The organism is Gemmatimonadota bacterium, assembly GCA_016714015.1.
Taxonomy (GTDB): Bacteria; Gemmatimonadota; Gemmatimonadetes; order Gemmatimonadales; family Gemmatimonadaceae; genus Pseudogemmatithrix.
The window spans coordinates 266,838-287,044 of record JADJNZ010000007.1 but is presented as its reverse complement, the minus strand read 5'-3'; the positions used below and the strand labels follow the sequence as shown (position 1 = coordinate 287,044).

The following is a 20,207-nucleotide window of genomic DNA, read 5'->3' as shown; positions in this document are numbered from 1 at the left end:
AAGCGGACGAGGGGCGACGGGTGTGAAGTCAGCATGCCCATCTCATGCTCTCGTTCGACCATTCGCCGACGCGCAGTCGCCGCCGCGATCGCCTCCGGACTCCTCGCCGCCGTCGTCGCGGTGCCCCTCCTCGCGCAGACCTCCCGCCCTGCCCCACCCTGTGACTGTGCCGCCATCCTCTTGGGGACCGTCGAACGGATCGAAGCGGACTATGTCGCCTTCCCGCTCGAGGTCCGCGGCGACCGCGCCATCGCGTGGCGCGCGCACGTCGATTCACTGCGACCGTTGGCCGCCGGTGCTCACGCCGGCACCTGTTCGGCGCTCCTGCGACGACTCGTCCGCTTCTTCCATGACGGACACCTCCTGATCCTCGATCGGCCCGCGGCCGACTCCGCGGGACTGACGGCTCGGCGCGATGCCCGACCGCGGCACCCGATCTCGGCGAGCGACCCGTGGAACGAGCGCGCCGTGCGCGATTCACTGATCGCCCGACGCGCGCGCGGCATCGTCCTCGCGCCCGTCGAAGGCATCTGGCGCGGGCCGGGGTACCGCATCGCCGTGATCGCAAAGGGCGATGCGCGCGATCGTGCGACGGGCGTGGTGGTCGCGGTCGACAGCGGGCCCTGGGTGCCAGGACAGGTACGCGCCGAGTTCGTCCGCGACGACGACGGCAAGTGGGTCGCCACGGTGTGGGACGACACGTTCCTGCCGCGGACGTCGCCGGTGGAGCTCTCGCGCGGCGCGCTCCTCCGGATGGCACCGATGCTCTGGGGCCGCGTCGATCCCTCCGAGGCGCTCGCGTTCATCGACACGCTCGACCCACGGCGGCCAGTGATCGATTTCCCGGACGACTCCACGGCGGTGATCTCCGTCGTGACGTTCGATCCGGCCTACGGCGGCGTACTCGCCGCGGCCATCGATGCCGCATGGGATCGTCTTCGCACCCGACAGCGCCTCGTGGTCGACCTGCGCGGCAACGAGGGTGGGAGCTCGGGACAGGTGGCGCCGTTGCTCCCTTTCCTCTGGAGCGACCGTCTCCCGACCGACCAGGCCGACGCGACGAGGCCGGCAGAAGCGCTCGTGCGCAGTTCGCCCACGATGATCGCCGCGTGGGAGCGCATGGGCTGGACGCCGAAAGGGCTCGTCGATCGACTGCGCGCCCATCCGGGGGAGCTCATCCCGTTCGACCCGACCGCGCGCGAGCGACTTCCGCCGCGGCCGCGGAGGCGCCCGCGTGAGGACCAGCACGTGTTCGTCCTCACGGACGGCGCGACGGTCTCGGCGGCCGAGCAGGTCGTGCTCTGGGCCCGGCGCATGGGACGCGCGCCGATCGTCGGTGCGCCGACCGGCGGGAGCATCGACTACCAGTCGACGATCCTTGCACGGGTCGCGTGCCCGGCGATGGGACAGACGCTGTCGATGCCACTCATCGCGACGTCTGGGCGACTGCCAGCGGGTGGGCACAATACGACGGGCGTCGTGCCGGATCGGAGCATCTCGACGTCCGGTGCGTGGCTCACGGAGCTGCGTCGCCCATGATCGTCCGACAGTGCGGTTGGCTCACCCCGACGGTCCATCCTCGCGGCGGAACGATTCATCCCGCGGGAGTGGCACCGCGCGGCGGCGCTCTCCTAGGATGCCGAGATGACGATTCGCGCCCTCGCGACGATGTTCGCGCTGCTCGCCTGCGTCGCCTCCGCCCAGCGGTCCACGCATGGGCTACCGGGGGAACGGGACGAGTGGCTCCGCGATCTGGCGCGACTCGAGGAGTACACAGCCACGAAGTACGCCAACTTCGACTGGAAGGTGCGGCACGGCGTGGACCCCGTCGCGCTGCACGCGCGCACCGACACGCTCCTCCGGAAGGCGACGAGCACGCGCGAAGCGCGCGCCGCGCTCGTGGCGTTCGTGACTGCGTTCCAAGACGGGCACTTCTCGGCGCGCGCCATTCGGAGGGGTCCGGCTGACGGTTCCGGCGTCGAGTGGCCGCCGCGCGATGCGCCGGCGCTCTCCCTTTGCCGTGCGTTCGGATATCGCGCGGAACGGTCGCGCACCGCGTTCGCACGGCTGAATGACTGGCGCGCGATCTCGCTGCCTCGACTCCCCTTCACGGCGGGCGTCATCGAACGCGAGGGCGACCGGATCGCGGTGCTACGCATCCACTCCTTCGGTCACGAACCGCATGGATGGGCATGCGAGTCCGCGTGGCCGGAGGTGCATGCCCGCTTCACGGGAGCGCAGTGCGACGACGCCTGCGCGAGCGCGCTCCGCCGCGCGATCGGCGACACGCTCGCCGCGGCCCTCGCTGAAGCCGTGCGGACGCTCGCGCGCGAACGACCGTCCGCCTTGATCATCGACGTCACGGGCAACGGCGGCGGCACCGAGTGGGCGAGCAAGGCCGCACGGGCCATCACTCCGCGCCCGCTGCCCGCGCAGCGGGTCGCCTTCATCCGCAACGACCGCCACCGCGCTCGGCTCGAGCGCTCACTCGCCCGTGTCGACAGCGCCCTGCCGCTGGCCGTGCCCGGCCGGTGGCGCGACACGCTCGCCGTCTCGCGCGATCGCCTCGCCGCAGCGATCGAGTTGGCGCGAACGCCGTGCGATCGGTCGCGGGTCTGGCAGCTCGGCGTCGGGTCGCTCGTCTGCGACGGGCTGATCACCGGCCTCTGGACCGCCGGCCCGGTGCCGATGCTCGCCCCGGGATTCGCTCCACCGGGGGCGCTCACGCACGAGATCAACTCGCTCGCGCATTCCGGGTCGGTGAACGGCGGCTGGACGGGTCCGCTCGTGCTGGTGACCGACGGCGCCTCGGCCTCCGCGACCGAGCAATTCGTCGCGGAGCTCGTCGACGGCGCCGAGGCCTGGGTGGTCGGCGCACGCACCTACGGCTCGGGCTGCGGCTTCACCTCGGGAGCTGAGTACCTCGACCTCCCCGCGGTCGGACTGCGCGTCCGCGCGCCCGACTGCGTGCGCCTCCGGCCGGACGGCACGAGCGAGGTCGCCGGCATCGCGCCCACCCACGACGCGCGCTGGGCGGCGGGCGACGGCGCCCGCGTGCGCGCGGAGAAGGTCATCGGGCTGCTGCGCCGCGTGCACCAGTCCGGCGACACCGCGACGGTGCGCCACGGCTGGGTGGTCACCCTGGGGCGGGACACCGTGCAGGTCGAGGAGGCGCGACGCGTCGGCAACGAGATCACCGGCGTGCTCATCACGCGCGCCCCCGCGGTGCGCGAGTTGCGATATCGGATCCTCCTCGGCGACGACAGCGCACTGCGCCGCTATGAGCAGGCGGACGTGAACGCGCCGTCCGGCGCGCCCGATCCCTTCGCATCGGTGATGGAGTTCACGGCCGACAGTATCGTCCGCCACGCGGTCGCCCGCGGCGCCGCCGTCACGCACCGCATCGCCGCGCCGCATGGCGGGTTCCCGTTCGGGACCATCCCGCTGGGATCGTCATTCCAGGTGCTCGAACTCGCGGTCGCCGAGGCGCGTCGCGCCACCAGCGATTCAGCGCGGAGCTTGGTGCGCCTGAGTCCGGCGGCGTTCCAGCAGGCGCCGAGTCGGACGCGCATCCTGTTCGCGTCGGCGGACTCCGTGGAGATCGACTACTTCGGGCAGGGGCGTTTCGGCGTCAAGCTCGACGCGCTCGGCCGCCTCATCCGCTCGGACTGGCGTGGCACGACCTACCAGGTCCGCGTCGAGCGCGCAGCCGACATCGATGCCACGGCCATCGCGCAGCGTTGGCGCGAGGACGGTCGCAACGGCACCACCTTCGGTGCACTCTCGCCTCGCGACACGATCCTCGCGCAGGCGAACGGGGCCGCGATCCGCATCATCCACGGTAGCCCGTCCACGCGGGGGCGCCGCATCTGGGGCGGCGTCGTGCCGTGGGGGACCGTCTGGAGGCTCGGCACGGACATGGCCACGCACTTCGAGACCTCGGCCGACCTCCGCCTCGGCGCGAGCGTCGTTCCGGCCGGTCGCTACACGCTCTGGATGCTGCCGACCGAGGAGGGAGCGCAGTTGATCGTGAGCCGCCTCGTCGATGTCTTCGGGACCCAGTACGCTCCGGCGCGCGACCTCACCCGCATCGCGATGGTGCGGCACGGGCTCGAGCGCGAAGTGGAGCGGCTCAGCATCTCGGTCCGGGACGGCCAGCTGATCATCGCCTGGGGTGATGCCGGCTACGCCGTGGGGCTCACCGCGGCTGCCACGCCTCCATCACGGTGACCGTCGCAACGGCCGCGACGACGTGCTCCGGTCGACGAAGATGATGCCATCGAACTCGAGCGGGACCACGATCGCCATCTCGAATCCGAAGTCGTACGCGGCGTAACCGATGCTCCGCACAATGTGCGGCGCCCAGAGCCAGGCTCCCTCCGGGTCATCCTCGCGCACCCGCACGTCGACGATGAGGCCAGGGCGCCCGTCCGGACGTGGCAAGGCACCGAGCATCGCCTCGACGCTGCCGGACGGTGCGGGATACCCGCGGGCCGCGATGAGCGCATGATCCGAGAGGCTGCGCGTCGCCGTGTATTCGCCCTCGCGCGTGAGCAGACTGAAGGCGCGATAGTCCAGCCCGTACGAATGCGCCAGATAGGCGCCCATCTGCGCCCCCGCGTTCATGCTGCGTCGCGGATCCCCGCCCCGACTGACGTGGAGGTCGTGCGCCCAGACGATGGTGCGCGCGCCGCGATGCGGCCCGCGCACGACCCAGGCGAGGTTGGCCGCCATGAGGGAGTCGCGGAGGGGCGACGCGAGCGTGACGTTCAGGAGGGCGGCCTGCCGGAACAGGTCGGCATCGTGCACCGCCGCCTCGGTGCGCGCGGAGTCACGCGCGGTGCGCGCACGCGCCAGCCACGCGACGCGACGCGCGCGCACCTCGCCGACGATCGAGTCGGCCGTGGCGTGCCAGCGCGCCCGGGTCGTGTCGGGCACGTTCGGCGTCGCGAAGGACGCGGCCGCGCGGTACTCCGCGGTGCGCGCGGCCACCGTAGCACCGTGGGCCGGGTCGGCGGTGGCGAGGAAGCCGAGCAGCGAGTCCATCGGCTCCCGGTGATCCTGCATGTCGTAGCCGACGACCCGTACCTTGTGCAGCGCCGTGGCGTTATGCGTTCGCATCCACTCGAGGAGCGCCAGCATCTCCTCGGTGTTCCAGACGGCGAAGACCGAGCGCAGGGCGTCCCGCGCCGAGCCGGGACCACCATTGACCCAGGCGTCGATCCGCGCGACGGCACGCTGATCGGCCTCGAGCGCGAAGACGGTGAAGCCCCGCCGGCGCACCAGGTGCTGGATGACCCGGTGCTTCACGGTGAAGAACTCGCTCGTGCCATGCGTCGACTCGCCGAGTCCGACGACCCGCGCGTCGCCGATGATGCGGTCGAGCAGGGCGAGATCGGCGGCCTCGGTCGCGGCCTCCTCGGGACCGGTGCGGACGAGCGGGACGCTGCGCGCGGCGAGCCATCGCGACTGGTCGGCCGTTGGTGGTATGCCCGTGTCGAGGTGGTCGACCACGACGCCGTCGACCGTGAGCGCGAGGTCATCGAACCAGGCGGTGCCGCTTCCTTGGACGGCTGGCATGATCACGAGCGAGTGGATGCTCGGGTCCCGCGGGACATCGATCGCGAGCGCGAATCGCTGCCACGGACCATCAGGGGTGGCACTCGTCAGGCGGCCGGTGTCGGCCGCCGGAACGACGCGGTCGCCCCACGCCTCGAGTGTCACGAACGCGCGACCGCGCACCGAACGGCCTCGGATCGCCCCCGTGAGCGTGACCCGCTTGCCGCGCGTGAAGGCGCCCGGCAGTTGCAACATGAGGCCACGCGCCGGGGCATCCTCGGCGGTGTCCGCCGCGACGATGCGCAGGCTTCGCCTGCCCCGCGCACTGGTCGCCGTGTCGAGCGAGAAGCGCGCGGTCGGCCCTGCCGCGAAGGCCGACCAGCCTCGCGACCAGCCCCACGCCTCGTCCTCGAGACTCGCACTCGGGATCTCGAAGTCGAGGTTGAGTGGGCGCTGTGCCTGCGCGGCGCCGGCCAGGGCGAGATTCACGACACAGCTGGCGAGCAGGAGTCGACGCATCGGCATGTGAAGAATGCTCCGCGCGACACACCCGCACCGCAACTCGACTCGCCCCTACGGCCGTACGCTCCGTCCCGCGAAGGAATCCCGCCGGGCGCCGCGAGTGCCCTATTCGTCACCATGCCACGTCCCATCCGCGCACTTCTCCTCGGGGTCGTCCCCGGGTTCCTCGTCGCCCAGGAGCCCGCCCCCCGACAACTCCCCGCCGCGACGCGGGAAGCCCCCGACGCCTTCTCCCGCATCACCGGGCTCTTCGAGCTGCCCGACGGCCGCCTCCTCGTCAGCGACGGCCGCGAACTCGCGGTGCACCTCGTGGACCTCGCGCGCGGCACCAACAAGCCCGCCGCGAGCAAGGGACGCGGCCCCCTCGAGTACGGACAGCCGGGCGGTCTGTATGCGATGCGCGACGGCGAGATCCGCTTGCTCGACCAGATCCAGCGCCGCTACCTGCGCTTCTCCCGCGCCGGCGCGCCGCTCGGGACGGTCCCGTTCGAATCGGTCGGGGGCGGCATGAGCTTCAGCTCGAACTCCGCCGACCCGCACGTGCTCGACGGCGATGGCGCCGAGTACGCCCGCGAGGCGTTGGGGCGCGTCGCGCGCGACGGGGAAGCAACGGAGAGCTGGGTCACGCGCCGCAGGGGCGAGCGCCTCGACTCCCTCGTGAAGCTCCGCAATCCGTTCACGGCCGTCGACGAGTCCCAGGGATTCCGCATGATCCTGCGCGTCGCCTTCTCCCCCGCCGACGGCTTCGCGGTCGCGCGCGACGGCGCCGTGGCGATCGTGCGCGCCGAGCCGTACCGCGTGGAGTGGCGGGAACGGAACGGGCGCGTCGTGCAGGGGCCGGTGTACGCCTTCGAGGCGCTGCCGATCACCGCGGCCGACCGGGAGGCGGTCGCCGCCGACCGACGCGGGGCCACGCTGCCGGGGAACGTGCGCATCAATCGCCCCGACGGGACGCCGATCACTGGGCAGCTCTCCGTGCCCGAGGCACGGTTCGCCGCGGCCAAGCCGGCGTTCGCGCCGGAGGGCATCATCATCGACCGGCAGGACCGCGTCTGGGTGCGACGACACACGGCGCGAGGCGCACCCGAGGTGTACGACGTGTTCGACCGGCGCGGGATCCGGGTGGACCGGGTGCAGTTGCCCCAGCGCACCTTGCTCGCGGGCTTCGGCGCCGAGGCGATCTATCTCGCGCGCGCGGACGAGGATGACCTGCTCTGGGTGGGGCGGGTGCCGTAGCCCGAGCGGGCGTGTGCATCCGATCGAAGTCGAGGTGGCGCCCGCGCTTCAGGTGCGCGAGTTTATCCACGCCGCCACGGCCCGATCGGTCCGTACGCGCGGCCCGACTCCCTGCCTCGACGCCCGTGCACCAACCCATCGCGGTCTCGCTGTACGATCAGGCGGCACAGGTGCGATGGATCCTGCACGCCGCCTGCGCCGCGACGTTCACGCTCGCGATGAGTCTCCTCGCGTTCCGCCTGCGGCGCCCCGTCATGCGGACCATCGCCACCGTCTGGTGGTGGCAGCTCGTGATCGCGCTCAACCTCGTCGCGTACTTCTACTGGCGCGCCTGGTTCACGGAGCACGCGCTCATCCAGTACCTGGGGACGCTGGCGCTGCATCTCCCCTCCTTCGCGTCCGCCCCCCTGCTCCGCCGGCTGCGCGCGACGGTGGAAGGCGCCGCGGTCACCGGCGTGCGCGATTCGGAGCACCTGGGACGCTGGGCCGCTGCAGCGGTCGCGACCACCGTGCTCTTCGAGGCGGCGCGGGCGACCTGGCCCGAGGCGGCCACCACGCTCACGTACATCGTGTCGCGGAGTGTGGCGGCGGTCCCGTACCTCTACGCCCTCTGGCCCCTCGGACGCCCCGGCCCCGCCGGTGCCGTGCGCGAGGCGCCGTTCACCGCGAGCGCCCTCCGCTTCGCCCTCGCGCTTCGGGCGGTCGTCATCGGCGTCGATCTCGTCGTGCGGCTCGTGCCCTGGGCCGACACCGCCGCGGGTGCCCTCAACTTCTTCGTCGTCACGAGCAACCTCGTGGGGCTGGTCGCGTTCGGCACGATCCTCCTCTTCGTCGCGCTGGAGAACGAGCGCGCGGCCACCATGCGGCAGGCCGCGGCCCTCCACGCCGCCGAGTTGCGCGACGCGCGTTCGCAGCGCCTCCAGAGCCTCGGCCGCCTGGCGAGCGGCGTCGCGCACGACTTCAACAACGTGCTCACGGTCGTGGTCGGCGCCTCCAGCGAGGCGAGTCGCATCGCGCCGCGCGACGCGCGTCTGCAGGAGGAGATCGCCGCCATCGAGACCGCCGGTCGTCAAGGAATGGCGCTCACGCGCCAACTGCTCGACTACGCGCGCCAGCGCCCCACTACCGAGCAGCACTTCGCCCCGGCCGATGTGGTGCGCGGCATGGCCCCCATCTGCGACCGGCTCATCGCCGCGCCACACCGCCTCCGCTGGGCGGTGGAGGCCACGGCGCGCCTCCGTATGGATGCCTCGCAGTTCGAACAGGTGGTGATGAACCTCCTCGTGAACGCCCGCGACGCCATGGACAAGACCCCGGGCACCGTGACGGTGTCGCTCGCGGATGCCGAGGTCACCGACGCAGCGAGCGAACAGCGGACACTGCTCCCCGGCCGCTACATCCGGCTCAGCGTCGCGGACACGGGGAGCGGCATCCCCGCCGATCTGCTGCCGAGCATCTTCGACCCCTTCGTCACCACGAAGGAAGCGCGCGGAGGCACCGGGCTTGGCCTCGCGACGGTGCAGGAGATCGCCCGTGCGCAGGGCGGTGACGCGTTCGTCGAGAGCACCGTCGGCGTCGGCACGACGGTCACCGTCTGGATGGCCGTCGCGGGGCCGTCCCCCGCCTAACCTTCGCGGCGCAGCACCGCCTCGCGCACCCGCCGGATGTCCTCAGGCGTGGTGCGGCAGCAGCCGCCCACCCACGAGGCGCCGGCCGCGAGCCACTCGTCCACTCGCGCGGCGAACGGCGTCGCCGTTCCCTCCCAGCAGCGGCCACTGGCGCTCCACACCTCGCCCGAGTTCGGATAGACCACGATCGGCTTCGCGGTGCCGGACGCGAGCGCGCGCACGAGCCCCGGGACGAACTCCGGGTCCACGCAGTTGATCCCGATCGCCACGACCTGCGGCTCCGCGTCGAGCAGGCGCGCGCAGACGACGATGGGGTCGCCCGCCGACGTGTGCGCGTCGTCGCGGCAGCTGAACGAGACCCAGGCACGCGCCTCGGGATGTGCGTGCAGCGCGCGCACGATCGCGCGCGCCTCCAGCAGCGAGGGGATGGTCTCGCACGCGAGGAGGTCGGGGGCCGCGCCGAGCAGCGCCGCGATGCGCGGGCCGTGGAAGGCATGCAGCGCATCCTCGTCGAGGCCGTAGTCGCCGCGATACTCCGAGCCATCGTGGCGAGTCGCCCCGAACGGCCCGACCGACGCCGCGACGCGCAGGGGCCGCGTCTCGCCCGGGTGCCGCGCGTGGAAGCGCGCGCGCGCGTTCCGGGCGAGCGCGACCGACCGGTGCAGCAGCGTGACGGTCTCCTCATGCGTGCACCCGCGCGCCGCGAACCCTTCGAAGCTCGCCTGATAGCTGGCCGTGATCGCGACGTCCGCTCCCGCCTCGAAGTAGTCGAGGTGCACAGCCTCGATCACCTCGGGTGCGTCGCGCAACGCGCGCGCCGACCACAGGGCGTCGGAGAGGTCGAGGCCGCGCGCCTCGAGCTGCGTGGCGAGACCGCCATCGAGGACGAGCCGCGTCACCGGGCGACGCCGAGGAATCGCCGCATCGCCTCGAGCTCGGCGTCGAGCGCGCGACGGAACGCCGGGTCGCGCGGTGCGCGCCCCGAGACGTACCCCGTCTCGTGGATGAGCCGTCTGTCCTGCACCGAGAGGTTGGCCCAGCCGATGACGGCGTCGCGCCAGAGCAACGGCAGCGCGTAGTAGCCACGCACGCGCTTCGGCGCCGGCGTGTACGCCTCGAACCGGTACTCCCAGCCCCAGAAGAGCGCGAACCGCCGCCGGTCCCACACCACCGGGTCGAATGGGGCCAGCAGCCGCACGCGGTCCGGCTGCTCGACCTGCCGGATCCGCTCGCCCGCCGGCCAGTACCAGTCCACGCCGTCCACACGCCGCGAGCCGAGTCGGGCTCGCGCACGGCGCAGCGCTGCGGTGCGATCCGCGCGCCAATGCGGCGCCCCCATCACGAGCCCGCTCGCGAGCCACCCGAGCGTCGCGGCCGGCACGGGAGCGTACTTGGCCACGGCGACGTCGAAGAGCGCGTCGAACGCGTCGCGTGGATCGGGCGGCGCGGGTGTCGGTTCCCGCACGGCATACGTGCGCACGCCGCTCTCGCGCCGCGCGATGCGCAGGAGTCCGTGGAAATGCATCGCGTCGAGCAGCTGCGTGCTCGCATTGCTCCGCCCGCCGAACCAATTCTGCGTCTTGCCGTGCGCGAACGCGGCATCCACCTCCCGCGGATGCACCACGCCGCGCTCGCGCACGAACGCGAGCACCGACGCGGCCTGCCTCCGCCGCGCCGCCGACCAGGAGGCGCGCGCGCCGCGCGGGTGCATGAGGGCCTGCGTCGCGCGCGGGAGGAAGCCGTAGTTGACGAAGAAGTCCTCCTCGACCTGCAAGCGCGGGTAGCGCCGCTCGAGGTCGCCTGCCGCATAGTCCTTCACGCGATGCCGCAACGTGAGATCCTGCGCGCGGGCCGGCGCGCGGATGGGGTCCGCCTGCACGAAGCCCAGGCGCGCGATCGCCTTGGGGAGCGTGGTGGGCGCGAAGAGACTGCGCGCGAGCGCGTGGGCGCGCAGGGCGGCGATGGTCATCGGCGGACGACGCGGACGGACAGGCGGACCGGGCGGAGCATGGCGGGAACCTAGGGGGCGTGACCACGGCGAGCCATCCCGCGCCTCGCGCTTCACCCGACCTCCGGTGCGGCGTAGCTTGGTGTGCCATGCACCCCTTCCTGACGTCTGCCGTCCTCATCGCCCTCGCCGCCACGCCGATGCGCGCGCAGGCGATCGTCCGCGACTCGCTCTCCTCTCCGCGCCTCGCCTGGGAACTCGTCCGCGTTCCCGCGGGCGACGTCACCATCCCAGGGGCCAACGGCCCTTTGCGCAAGCAGGTCCCGGCGTTCGAACTCCTGCGCACCGAGGTGCCCTGGGAGCTCTACGACGTCTTCTATCTCCGCCTCGATGTCCCGCGCGAGTCCCGAAGCGGCGTCGATGCCAGCACGCGCCCGTCGCGCCCGTACGGTGCCCCGGACCGTGGGTTCGGCCATCGGGGCTACGCCGCCATCTCGCTCACGCATGCCAGCGCCATGCGGTTCGCCGCCTGGCTCTCCGAGCGCACCGGGCACACCTACGCCGTCGCCACGGAGGCGCAGTGGCAGCGCGCCGCCGACCTCGCCTTCGCCGGCGTCGATCCCGCCGGGTACGCCGAGCACGCCTGGATCGCCGCGAACGCCGAGGGCGCACCGCATCCCATCGCCACACGCGCACCCGACCGGCTCGGCCTCCACGACCTCCTCGGCAACGTCGGCGAGTGGGTCACCACCGAGGACGGCACCGGCGTGCTCCGCGGCGGCAGCTTCCTGACCCTGCGCGACGCCCTGTCGGTCACGCTCCGCGAGCGGCAACTTCCCTCCTGGAACTCGACCGATCCGCAGGACCCCAAGAGCCGCTGGTGGCTCTCCGATGGCCCCTTCGCTGGCTTCCGACTCGTGAGGATCCTTTCCACACCATGAGCATCTCGCGCCGCACCTTCGCCACCATCGCCGCCGCGGCGGCCGCCACCGCCGCCCTGCCCTCCAAGGCCTTCGCCATCGGCCGGCGACGCAACGCCGACCCCATCCGCATCGGTGTCATCGGTTGCGGCGGGCGCGGCACCGGCGCGGCGCGCAACGCCGTCGAGGCCAGCGAGAACGTCCTCATCACCGCACTCGGCGACCTCTTCCCCGACCGCATGGCCGACGCACGCCGCGGCTTCGACAAGACCGCGACGGAGAGCGCGAGGTTCGCCGCGGCCTACAAGGTCACCGACGACAAGGTCTTCACCGGCTGGGACGCCTACGAGAAGGTCCTCGCCACCGACTGCGACCTCGTGATCCTCGCCTCGCCCCCGGCCTTTCGCGCGATGCACCTCACGGCGGCGGTGAATGCGGGCAAGCACATCTTCGCCGAGAAGCCCGTCTGCGTCGACGTCGCCACCGCCATCCAGGCGTACGCGGCCGCAGACCTCGCCCGGCAGAAGGGGCTCGGCTACGTCGCCGGCACGCAGCGTCGACACGACCCGCGCTATGCCGACGTGATCAAGCGCGTGCACGATGGCGCGATCGGCGAGGTCATCACCGGGCAGGTCTACTGGAACCAGGGCGGACTCTGGAGCCATGCGCGCAAGCCGGAGTGGACCGATACCGAGTTCCATCTCCGCAACTGGCTCTACTACACGTGGGCATCGGGCGACCACATCGTCGAGCAGCATGTGCACAACCTCGACGTCGCCAACTGGGTGATGGGCGCGCACCCGGTGAAGGCGACCGCGATGGGCGGGCGCCAGACGCGCACCGACGCGGTGTACGGCCACATCTTCGACCACTTCGCCATCGAGTACGAATACGCCGACGGCCGGCGCATCACCTCGTTCTGCCGGCAGCAGGACGGCACGACGAGCCGCGTGCGCGAGGACTTCCAGGGCTCGCTCGGGCGCACCAACGCGGCCGACACCATCGAAGGGCGCAACGCCTACAAGGCGGCGGTGATCCCGGGGATGAACCCGTACGTCGAGGAGCATCGGGACCTCGTCGCGAGCATCCGCGCCGGACGGCCGCTCAACGAAGGGCGGCAGATCGTGGACAGCAACCTCACGGCGATCCTCGGGCGCGAGGCGGCGTACACGGGCCAGACGCTCACGTGGGACGAACTGATGGCGTCGAACCTCTCGATCCTGCCCAAGGAGTTCGCGTTCGGGGCATTGGCGGTGCCGGCGGTGCCGACGCCGGGCGAGACGACGTTGACGCGGTCCTTCAGCGAGGGGTGGTGAGATGGAGCGGAGAGAGTTCGTCAGCGCGCTCGGCGCGGCCGGGATGGGATGGAGGTTGAAGGATGAAGGAGGAAAGTCGAACAGCGATGCGCGAGCAGGACGCGGTTCACCTTCTTCCTCCATCCTTCAGCCTTCATCCGCTCCATTTGCGCTCGACTTCGCGCCGCACTTCGGGATGTTCGCGCGGAGTGCGGGGGCGGATGTCGTCGACCAACTCAAGTGGATGCATGACCAGGGGTTCCGCTCGCTCGAGGACAACGGGATGCGCGGGCGGCCGGTGGCCGAGCAGGAGCGGATCGCCCGGGAGATGTCGCGGCTCGGAATGCGGATGGGCGTATTCGTCCTCAATCCCGAGACGGCATGGACCACCACCTTCGCCGCGGGCGAGGCCTCGTTTCGCGAGTCCTTCCTCAAGGATGTCGATGCGTCCATCGAGGTCGCCAAGCGCGTCAACGCGAAGTGGGCGACGGTCGTGATGGGCACCGAGGCGCCGCGCCTCGAGCCGGAGTACCAGACCGCCAACGGGGTGGAGATCCTGCGCGCGGGAGCCGAGCGCTGCGAGAAAGCGGGACTCGTGATGGTGCTTGAGCCGCTGAATCGCCGCGACCATCCCAATCTCTTCCTCACGCGCATCCCCCAGGCCTTCCAGATCTGCCGGGCCGTGGACTCGCCGTCGTGCAAGATCCTCTTCGACATCTACCACCAGCAGATCACCGAGGGGAACATCATCCCCAACATGGATGCCGCGTGGTCTGAGGTCGCGTACGTGCAGATCGGCGACAACCCGGGCCGCAAGGAACCGACGACCGGCGAGATCAACTACGCGAACATCTTCGCGCACCTGAAGCGGAAGGGGTACGCCGGGGTGCTCGGCATGGAGCACGGGAACTCGCGCACGGGAGTGGAAGGCGAACAGGCCGTCGTCGCGGCGTACCGGGCGGTGGATCCGCGATGAGGTGAAGGGTGAAGGTCGAAGGGTGAACGTCGATGGCCGACCGGTCAGGGCTCGACGATGCGCAGCTGCAGGCGCTCGGCGAGCCCTCTGCGCTTCTCGGGAGGCATGAGCGCGAAGGCGGTGGCGAAGGCGTCGGTCATCCAGGCGCGGTCGCCGATCACGGTGATCTGCGGCGAGTCCGTCGCGCCGCGACCCGTGGTGGTGCGGAACACATGACCCTCGTGCCCGCCGCCGGTGACCGGAGCGAGCTGGGCGCGTGAGGCAGAGGTGCTCACGGCCCCGTTGGTGAGCGAGAGCAGCGTGTCGCCGCGCGACGTCTCCACGGCGATCACCCAACCCGACGCACCCGGCGGCGCGCCGCGCGTGACCACCTCGCCGCCCGCTTCGAGGAGCATCGACCGCACGCCCGCGGTGTCGAGCAGGCGCGCGACGTCGTCGAGGATCCATCCCTTCGCGATGGCGCCCAGGTCGAGCCGCATGCCGGGGCGCAGGAACCGGACGGCGAAGCCCGCGGAGTCGACCTCCACGCTGCGGTGGTCCACGGCCTGCCGCGCGATGGCGCGCGCGGAGTCGGTGATGGGCTGTCCGGTGCGCGCAGCCTCGCGCCAGAGGCGCGTGAGCGGGCCGACGGTGTGGTCGAACGCGCCGTCGGTGGCGGTGGCCGCGAACGCGGCGTGCCCGAGGACCTCGTGCAGCTCGCGAGAGACCGGGATCCACTGCCCCTCGGGCGCGAGCGCGATCCGGTTCAGCTCCGAGGTCGCGCGATGGTCGCTCATGATCCCGTCGAGTACCTCGATCCGCGCGAAGGCGCGCCCAGCGATCGCGCGCGCCGCCATCTCATCGGCGTGCACGAGGACCAAGCGCACCTCCATGCCGAGGTGGACCTCCCGGAACTCGTGTGCTCGCGAGAGGTCGGGGAGCGCGGGGGGGGTCTGGGCCGCGGCGGCGGACAACGGCGCGCACGCGATCGCGATCAGGCGGATGAGGCAGGTCAGGCGCATCGACCGGGAATGTAGCGTCGGCTGCCGCCGCCACGCCGCATTGAGCGGATCGCCGCACGGCGACATCTTATCGAGCATCGTCCTTCCCCGCTCCTCGCGCGCTCCCCGGCACCGCCCCCACATGCACAAGCACTCCTCACTCTCGCTGCCGGACCATGCGCGGAAGGCGGCCGTCCTCTCGTTGCGCTCGTACGCGGCGGACAACTTCGATGAGGAGCTGAGCGACCTCCAGGCGTCGTTGCTCCTCGATCATGTGATGACCGACATCGCCCCGTCGATCTACAACCAGGCCGCGGCGGACGCCCGCGCCTACGTGGAGGAGCGGGCCGCCGACCTCGAGGCCGCGTTGCACAAGGCGGAGTTCCCCCTCTCGGGACGGCGGAAGCGCTGATGCCACTGCACCGGCTCCCACGCCTCCCGCGCGCCGCGCTCGCGGTCGTGCTCCTGTTCGCAGCCCCTCACAGGGGCGCCGCGCAGAGCTGCGGGACCGACGGCGTGATCCTCGCCGTCTCATCGCCGATGCTCACCGCGGCCGACTCCTCGTACCTGCGGTCCGCCGCACGCGCGCTGGCGTACCGTTGGCCCGTTCCCAGCCGGCGTCGCGAGACCTACACGCAGTGGCGTCGCGTGCGTCGCCGGGCGCTGCCGCCCGAGCCGCGGTGGGCGGACGACTATGAACCGGCGCCCGGGACCCGCGCCGAGTTCCGCATCGTCATCCCGCGCCGCGGGAAGCCGCGCGCCGACGAACCGACACGCGCGAGCGGCGACGAGCTGTTCGACCGCAGCCTGCGGCTCATGGTGACGGATCCCATGCCCGCCTCACCGGAGCTGCCCCCCTTCCCGGCGTCCGTGGCGGGCGATTCGCTCGTGCTGACCGTCCACCTGGGTGCCCTGCCGGACTCGGTGCCGAGCGGCCACATCCGGTTCGCCGTGGCGCAGCGGCGGGTCGAACTGGTACCGGGCACGCTCGAGTTCAACGCGCCGCGCTCCGCCAGCACCCCTCCGGCCTCGCAGCGTTTCGCGACGATCAAGTATGACGTGAACGAGAACGGCCAGGTCGTGCCGTCGAGCCTGGAGATCCTCGATTCGTCGGACCGCGAGCTGGTGGACGCGATCCGCGCCGCCCTCAATCGTGCCCGGTTCCGCGCCGCCGAGCAGGGCTGCCGCCCGATCACGATGACGGTCGTGCAGACGTTCCGGGGGTGAGCGCTCCCCGCGAGAACAGCACCCCGCGGTCCGTCCCCACCAGCACGTGCTTCATGAGCGCCAGGGTGCCGGGATGCTCGAAGTACGCCGAGTGGATCCCGCTCTTCGTCTTCGGCCCCTGCTCGAAGAAGGGCGTGCAGTCCACATCCCAGACGTTGTCCGGCCGCGGCGTTCCGTTGGGGATCCCCGATCGCCCGAGCCGGCGCTTGCCGAAGTGCTTGAGTCCCGCGGAGACCCCCAGCACCTGGTCGAGCCCGCTATAGAGCGCGGTGATGCGATACGTGAGGTTCGCGAGAGCATCGCCGTCGCTGCCATCGGTCGTCTCGCCCGACGCGAAGAGGTCGTTGTCCACGTCGGCGGCGACCATCACCAGTTGGTTGATCAGGCTCACCAGCAGCGGCTGGTTGCGCCGCGACCAGGCCATCTGCGCCGCCTTCTGCAGCACGTAGTTCCCCATGCTGTGCGCGATCACCGACACCTTCGCGCGGCAGGCGAGCTTGGGGTCGCGGGTCGCCGCCTCCTGGCGGTCCAGGAGCCACACATAGAACCCGTCGAGCAGCTCGGCGAGGTCGGCCGCCGAGGCGCGCGCGTCCTTGCGGTCCGGCAGGTACGAAGTGGTCTGCCCGTCGGACGGCCACGTGAACAGCACGCACTCGCCCAATCCGCCCTCGCCGTGGTAGAGCGCCTTGCAGATGGAGGCGTACCGCCGTGCGGCGTCCTTCCAGTCGTTGTTGTAGCCGTGGACGAAGAGGGAGACGTGCTGTTGTTGCTCGTTGAAGTTCTCGTCCTTCAGCAGGGCGAACTTGTTCGCGGTGCCGGTGAGGAGTGTCTGGAAGCGCTCGCGCGAGACCTTGGTCCAGGCCGAGAGCCGGTCCAGCGGCCCGTCGGTCGCCGTCCAGAATGTGAGCCCGTCGCCGCGCTCTCCGGTGAGTCCGGTGGAGCCGACCTTGCGATTCGTGACCATCCAGTAGCGGGGCATCGCCGTTCCTCCCTGTGTCGGGTCCGTGACGGGCCATACGGTCGGGCGCGGACGCGACGACCGCAAGGGGGCCGGCGCGTCGAGCGGCCGACGGCCCGGGGGGGGAGCCCCCCCCCTGCGATTCGATTCTAGGCTTTCCTCCGGGCGCACCGCGTCACAACTTGCGCCTCCCCCTCCACTCACCGTCCCTCCCTCACGCCCCCTAACCGAGACTGACCATGGGCAAGCCGCTCGACCCCGCACACGACCACAAGATCTCCCTCGAGGCCGCCGCCGCGCAGACCGGCGCGTACCGGAAGGGGCGCCCGTCCGCCGCTGGCGACTGCGGCGCATTCAACGCCAAGCCGGTGCTCGAACTCCTGCAGCAACCGGGGTGCGTGGGAGTCCGCATCTATCAGGGCCTCAACAAGGCAGGGAATGCCTCGCTGGTCCTCGTCGGGGTGGATGCCGACGGGAACGACATGACCGGCGGCATGTTGATCGACAACATGATGCCCTGCCCGCCCTGGTGCAGCGACGGCAACGCGCTCAACGGCTGACACCGTAGAGCCGGGATGAAGATGCCCCTGATCCTCTGGGTCGCCGTCTGGGCGATGGCGCTGCCGATCGCGATCGCGGTCGTGCGGCGCCAGCTCGGCGAGCCCGGAAAGGCGGCAGTGGTCCTCTGGCTCCTCAGCATGCTCTTCCAGACCATCGGCGCGCGGCTGTGGACCCTCCTGGCGGAGAACACGAACAACCTCCTCTTCGGCGTCGCCTTCCTGCCACTCGAAGCGACGGCGATCCTGATGGCGGTCGCGCACTGGCAGGTCCGGCCCATCGCCCGGACTACGGTGCGCCTCTTCATTCCCTTGTACATCGTGGTCTGGGCGCTCGCGTTCTGGCAGGTGGAGGACCGGCGCGGCTACTCGGTGGTCGCCGCGCCCGTCCTCGGCCTCCTCGTCCTCGCCTCGGCGCTCTATGCGCTCGTGACGCGGGCGCAGCAGGACGACGAACCGATCCTGCGCTCGGAATGGGGGTGGATCCTCACCGGCATCGCGATCCACTTCGCGACCGACGTGGGCTACCATATCACCGGCCAGATCGGGCTGCTGCACGACGACATGCCGCTCCTCATGCGGATCTCGATCTGGAAGGCCTGGATCAGTACCTTCGCGCTCCTCTTCATCTCCTGGGGGTTCCTCTGCCCGGTCTCAGCGGGATCGTCGGCGTCCTCTTCCTCGCCGGCTCCGCCACGGTGACGATCATCATCGTCGCCTTCGTGGCGGCGATGGTGCTCGCGCAGCGGCAACGGGCACGGCTGCGCCAGGAACAGGCGCTGCTGGTCGCGCGCGCGCACGAGGAAGAGCGGGCGTGGGTCGCCTCGGAGCTCCACGATGACGTCCTGCAGCGCGTCGCGCTGGTCCGCGCCGAGGTCGAGTCCATCTGGACCTCGCCGGAACCGCACTCCGCAGGACGGCTCGAGGATCACCTGCGCGCCATCAACGCCGAGCTGGTCGACCTCGCGGTCGCCGTACGCCGCATCGCCTCCCGCCTGCACCCGACGATCGTCGACCAGGTCGGCCTGCCCTCGGCGCTGCAATCGCTGGTGGCCGAGATCGAGCGCGGCAGCGACCTCGCCGTCGAGGTCACGACCGACGGCCCCACGGATCGGATGTCGCAGGAGACCGCGCGCGCCGTGTACCGGATCGTGCAGGAGGCGCTGCGCAATGCCGCGCGGCATGCGGCCGCGCGTCGCGCGCGGGTGCGGCTCGCGTTCGGTGTGCGCGACCTCGACCTCTCCATCAGTGACGACGGGCGCGGCTTCGACCCGCTCGCGACGCCCTCGCCGGGCATCGGACTCGCGAGCATGCGCGAGCGTGCGCTCATCGCGGGCGGCAGCGCGACGGTGCGGTCGCGCCCCGGGGCCGGCACCACCATCGACGTCCGACTGCCGATGGGGCGGGCCTGATGCCCAACCGGCTCCGCCTCGTCCTCGGCGACGACCATCACCTCATGGTCGAGTCGCTCCGGGCCGCCCTCAAGAAGCGGCACGAGGTCGTCGCCGTCGCGCACACCGCGCAGACGATCCTCGACGCGGTGCGCGATCACCAGCCCGACGTCCTCCTCCTGGACCTCTCCCTCCCCGAGCGGAACGGGCTCGAGATCATCCCCGACGTGCGGATCGCGGCGCCACTGACGCGAATCATCGTCGTCACCATGCACCTCGACCGCGCCTTGGCCGACGCGGCGCTGCGGGCCGGGGCGCAGGCATTCGTCCCCAAGGATGCCGGCCTCGAGGAACTGGAGCGCGCCATCAAGGTCGTCGTGCGCGGCGCGACCTTCATCTCCACGCGCGTGCCGCCGACGACCAATCGCGTGACGCTCCTCGCCGCCCATGCCGCACTGGCGCAGCTCACGCCGCGCCAGCATGAGATCGTCCAGCTCATCGCCGAGGGGCTCACGACCCCCGAGATCGCGGCCCAACTCGGGTTGAGCGTGCACACCGTGACCTTCCACCGCGGGAATATCCGCGACAAGCTGGGCGTGGACAGTGCGATGGACCTGATGCGCTACGCGGTCCTGCTCAAGCTCGACGGCGCGGACGCCGCCGAGGGCGACCCGACCGGGATCAATCGGCGAGAACGAACGCCCGAAGATTGAGCACGGTCTCGAGGTCGCGCCGGTCGACCTCGATCACGCGGCGCGCCGGGTCGGCGTAGTAGACGAAGCCGGTCACCACGCCCTCCACGCGCCGACGCTCCGTACCCATGTACCGCACGGGCACGCCATCGACGACGGCCGGACAGGGTGGGAGCGCGTCCTCACGCGGCTCGCGCACGAGGCGGAGGCGCTGGTGGGACATGGGGCGGATGAGCGGGATCGAACCGGAGGGGCGCATGGCGAGGAGTGGGGGTCCTTGCCCGAAATGTCCTCTCCGGTCGTGGCCATTCAAAGCCT

The 20,207-nt window shown here is 71.4% G+C and carries 18 protein-coding genes; 13 read left to right on the top strand and 5 right to left on the bottom strand.

The features are described 5' to 3' along the window. Positions 1–33: 33 nt before the first annotated feature. Together IPJ78_15655 and IPJ78_15650 are read left to right on the top strand one after the other, a co-directional pair. The gene (locus IPJ78_15655) at positions 34–1,539 is read left to right on the top strand and encodes a hypothetical protein (protein MBK7907979.1); all 1,506 of its coding nucleotides are present in this window, start codon (positions 34–36) and stop codon (positions 1,537–1,539) included. A gap of 105 nt (positions 1,540–1,644) precedes the next feature. Then, a complete protein-coding gene (locus IPJ78_15650; GenBank protein MBK7907978.1) occupies positions 1,645–4,230 on the top strand; it encodes a DUF2911 domain-containing protein in 2,586 nt (861 codons plus the stop codon). Here the strand turns inward: IPJ78_15650 and IPJ78_15645 are convergent. After that, the gene (locus IPJ78_15645; GenBank protein ID MBK7907977.1) at positions 4,222–6,084 is read right to left on the bottom strand and encodes an erythromycin esterase family protein; all 1,863 of its coding nucleotides are present in this window, start codon (positions 6,082–6,084) and stop codon (positions 4,222–4,224) included. The two genes, IPJ78_15650 and IPJ78_15645, sit on opposite strands and share 9 nt — an antisense overlap. Positions 6,085–6,198: 114 nt before the next feature. On the opposite strand from IPJ78_15645, the gene IPJ78_15640 reads away from it, so the two are divergent. Beyond that, positions 6,199–7,317 carry a hypothetical protein gene (locus IPJ78_15640; protein ID MBK7907976.1) on the top strand — a complete coding sequence of 373 codons (1,119 nt, stop codon included), beginning with the start codon at positions 6,199–6,201 and terminating at the stop codon, positions 7,315–7,317. A gap of 125 nt (positions 7,318–7,442) precedes the next feature. Next, a complete protein-coding gene (locus IPJ78_15635; protein MBK7907975.1) occupies positions 7,443–8,945 on the top strand; it encodes a hypothetical protein in 1,503 nt (500 codons plus the stop codon). Here the strand turns inward: IPJ78_15635 and mmuM are convergent. Further along, positions 8,942–11,044, bottom strand: a complete 2,103-nt coding sequence (gene mmuM / locus IPJ78_15630) for a homocysteine S-methyltransferase (GenBank protein MBK7907974.1) — start codon at positions 11,042–11,044, stop codon at positions 8,942–8,944. The genes IPJ78_15635 and mmuM overlap by 4 nt on opposite strands. Here mmuM and IPJ78_15625 point away from each other — a divergent pair. Genes IPJ78_15625 through IPJ78_15615 form a run of 3 tightly spaced genes read left to right on the top strand, consistent with a single transcriptional unit; the run spans position 11,043 to position 14,084 of the window. Beyond that, entirely contained in the window at positions 11,043–11,834 is a 792-nt protein-coding gene (locus tag IPJ78_15625; protein ID MBK7907973.1) for an SUMF1/EgtB/PvdO family nonheme iron enzyme, read from the top strand. The two genes, mmuM and IPJ78_15625, sit on opposite strands and share 2 nt — an antisense overlap. Beyond that, entirely contained in the window at positions 11,831–13,129 is a 1,299-nt protein-coding gene (locus IPJ78_15620) for a Gfo/Idh/MocA family oxidoreductase (protein ID MBK7907972.1), read from the top strand. Before IPJ78_15625 ends, IPJ78_15620 begins: the two co-directional genes overlap by 4 nt. Before the next feature lies 1 nt (position 13,130). Then, a complete protein-coding gene (locus tag IPJ78_15615; GenBank protein ID MBK7907971.1) occupies positions 13,131–14,084 on the top strand; it encodes a TIM barrel protein in 954 nt (317 codons plus the stop codon). Between the two features lie 44 nt (positions 14,085–14,128). Here the strand turns inward: IPJ78_15615 and IPJ78_15610 are convergent, their stop codons facing one another. After that, on the bottom strand, positions 14,129–15,163 hold the full coding sequence (locus IPJ78_15610; protein ID MBK7907970.1) for an FAD:protein FMN transferase: 1,035 nt from the start codon (positions 15,161–15,163) through the stop codon (positions 14,129–14,131). Positions 15,164–15,206: 43 nt separating this feature from the next. Here IPJ78_15610 and IPJ78_15605 point away from each other — a divergent pair, with 43 nt between their 5' ends. Beyond that, positions 15,207–15,476, top strand: coding sequence for a DUF2164 domain-containing protein (locus tag IPJ78_15605; GenBank protein MBK7907969.1), 270 nt, complete (start codon positions 15,207–15,209; stop codon positions 15,474–15,476). Continuing rightward, the gene (locus tag IPJ78_15600) at positions 15,476–16,291 is read left to right on the top strand and encodes a hypothetical protein (protein MBK7907968.1); all 816 of its coding nucleotides are present in this window, start codon (positions 15,476–15,478) and stop codon (positions 16,289–16,291) included. Before IPJ78_15605 ends, IPJ78_15600 begins: the two co-directional genes overlap by 1 nt. Here IPJ78_15600 and IPJ78_15595 read toward each other — a convergent pair. Beyond that, complete coding sequence (locus tag IPJ78_15595; GenBank protein ID MBK7907967.1) at positions 16,257–17,270, bottom strand: alpha/beta fold hydrolase; 1,014 nt, start codon at positions 17,268–17,270, stop codon at positions 16,257–16,259. The two genes, IPJ78_15600 and IPJ78_15595, sit on opposite strands and share 35 nt — an antisense overlap. 218 nt (positions 17,271–17,488) lie before the next feature. Here IPJ78_15595 and IPJ78_15590 point away from each other — a divergent pair, with 218 nt between their 5' ends. Genes IPJ78_15590 through IPJ78_15575 form a run of 4 tightly spaced genes read left to right on the top strand, consistent with a single transcriptional unit; the run spans position 17,489 to position 19,910 of the window. Further along, positions 17,489–17,809 carry a hypothetical protein gene (locus IPJ78_15590; protein MBK7907966.1) on the top strand — a complete coding sequence of 107 codons (321 nt, stop codon included), beginning with the start codon at positions 17,489–17,491 and terminating at the stop codon, positions 17,807–17,809. Between the two features lie 15 nt (positions 17,810–17,824). Continuing rightward, on the top strand, positions 17,825–18,508 hold the full coding sequence (locus IPJ78_15585) for a hypothetical protein (protein ID MBK7907965.1): 684 nt from the start codon (positions 17,825–17,827) through the stop codon (positions 18,506–18,508). Further along, the gene (locus IPJ78_15580; GenBank protein MBK7907964.1) at positions 18,505–19,218 is read left to right on the top strand and encodes a hypothetical protein; all 714 of its coding nucleotides are present in this window, start codon (positions 18,505–18,507) and stop codon (positions 19,216–19,218) included. Before IPJ78_15585 ends, IPJ78_15580 begins: the two co-directional genes overlap by 4 nt. Further along, positions 19,218–19,910, top strand: coding sequence for a response regulator transcription factor (locus tag IPJ78_15575; protein MBK7907963.1), 693 nt, complete (start codon positions 19,218–19,220; stop codon positions 19,908–19,910). Before IPJ78_15580 ends, IPJ78_15575 begins: the two co-directional genes overlap by 1 nt. Here the strand turns inward: IPJ78_15575 and IPJ78_15570 are convergent. Continuing rightward, the gene (locus tag IPJ78_15570; protein ID MBK7907962.1) at positions 19,879–20,148 is read right to left on the bottom strand and encodes a hypothetical protein; all 270 of its coding nucleotides are present in this window, start codon (positions 20,146–20,148) and stop codon (positions 19,879–19,881) included. The genes IPJ78_15575 and IPJ78_15570 overlap by 32 nt on opposite strands. Positions 20,149–20,207 lie beyond the last annotated feature (59 nt).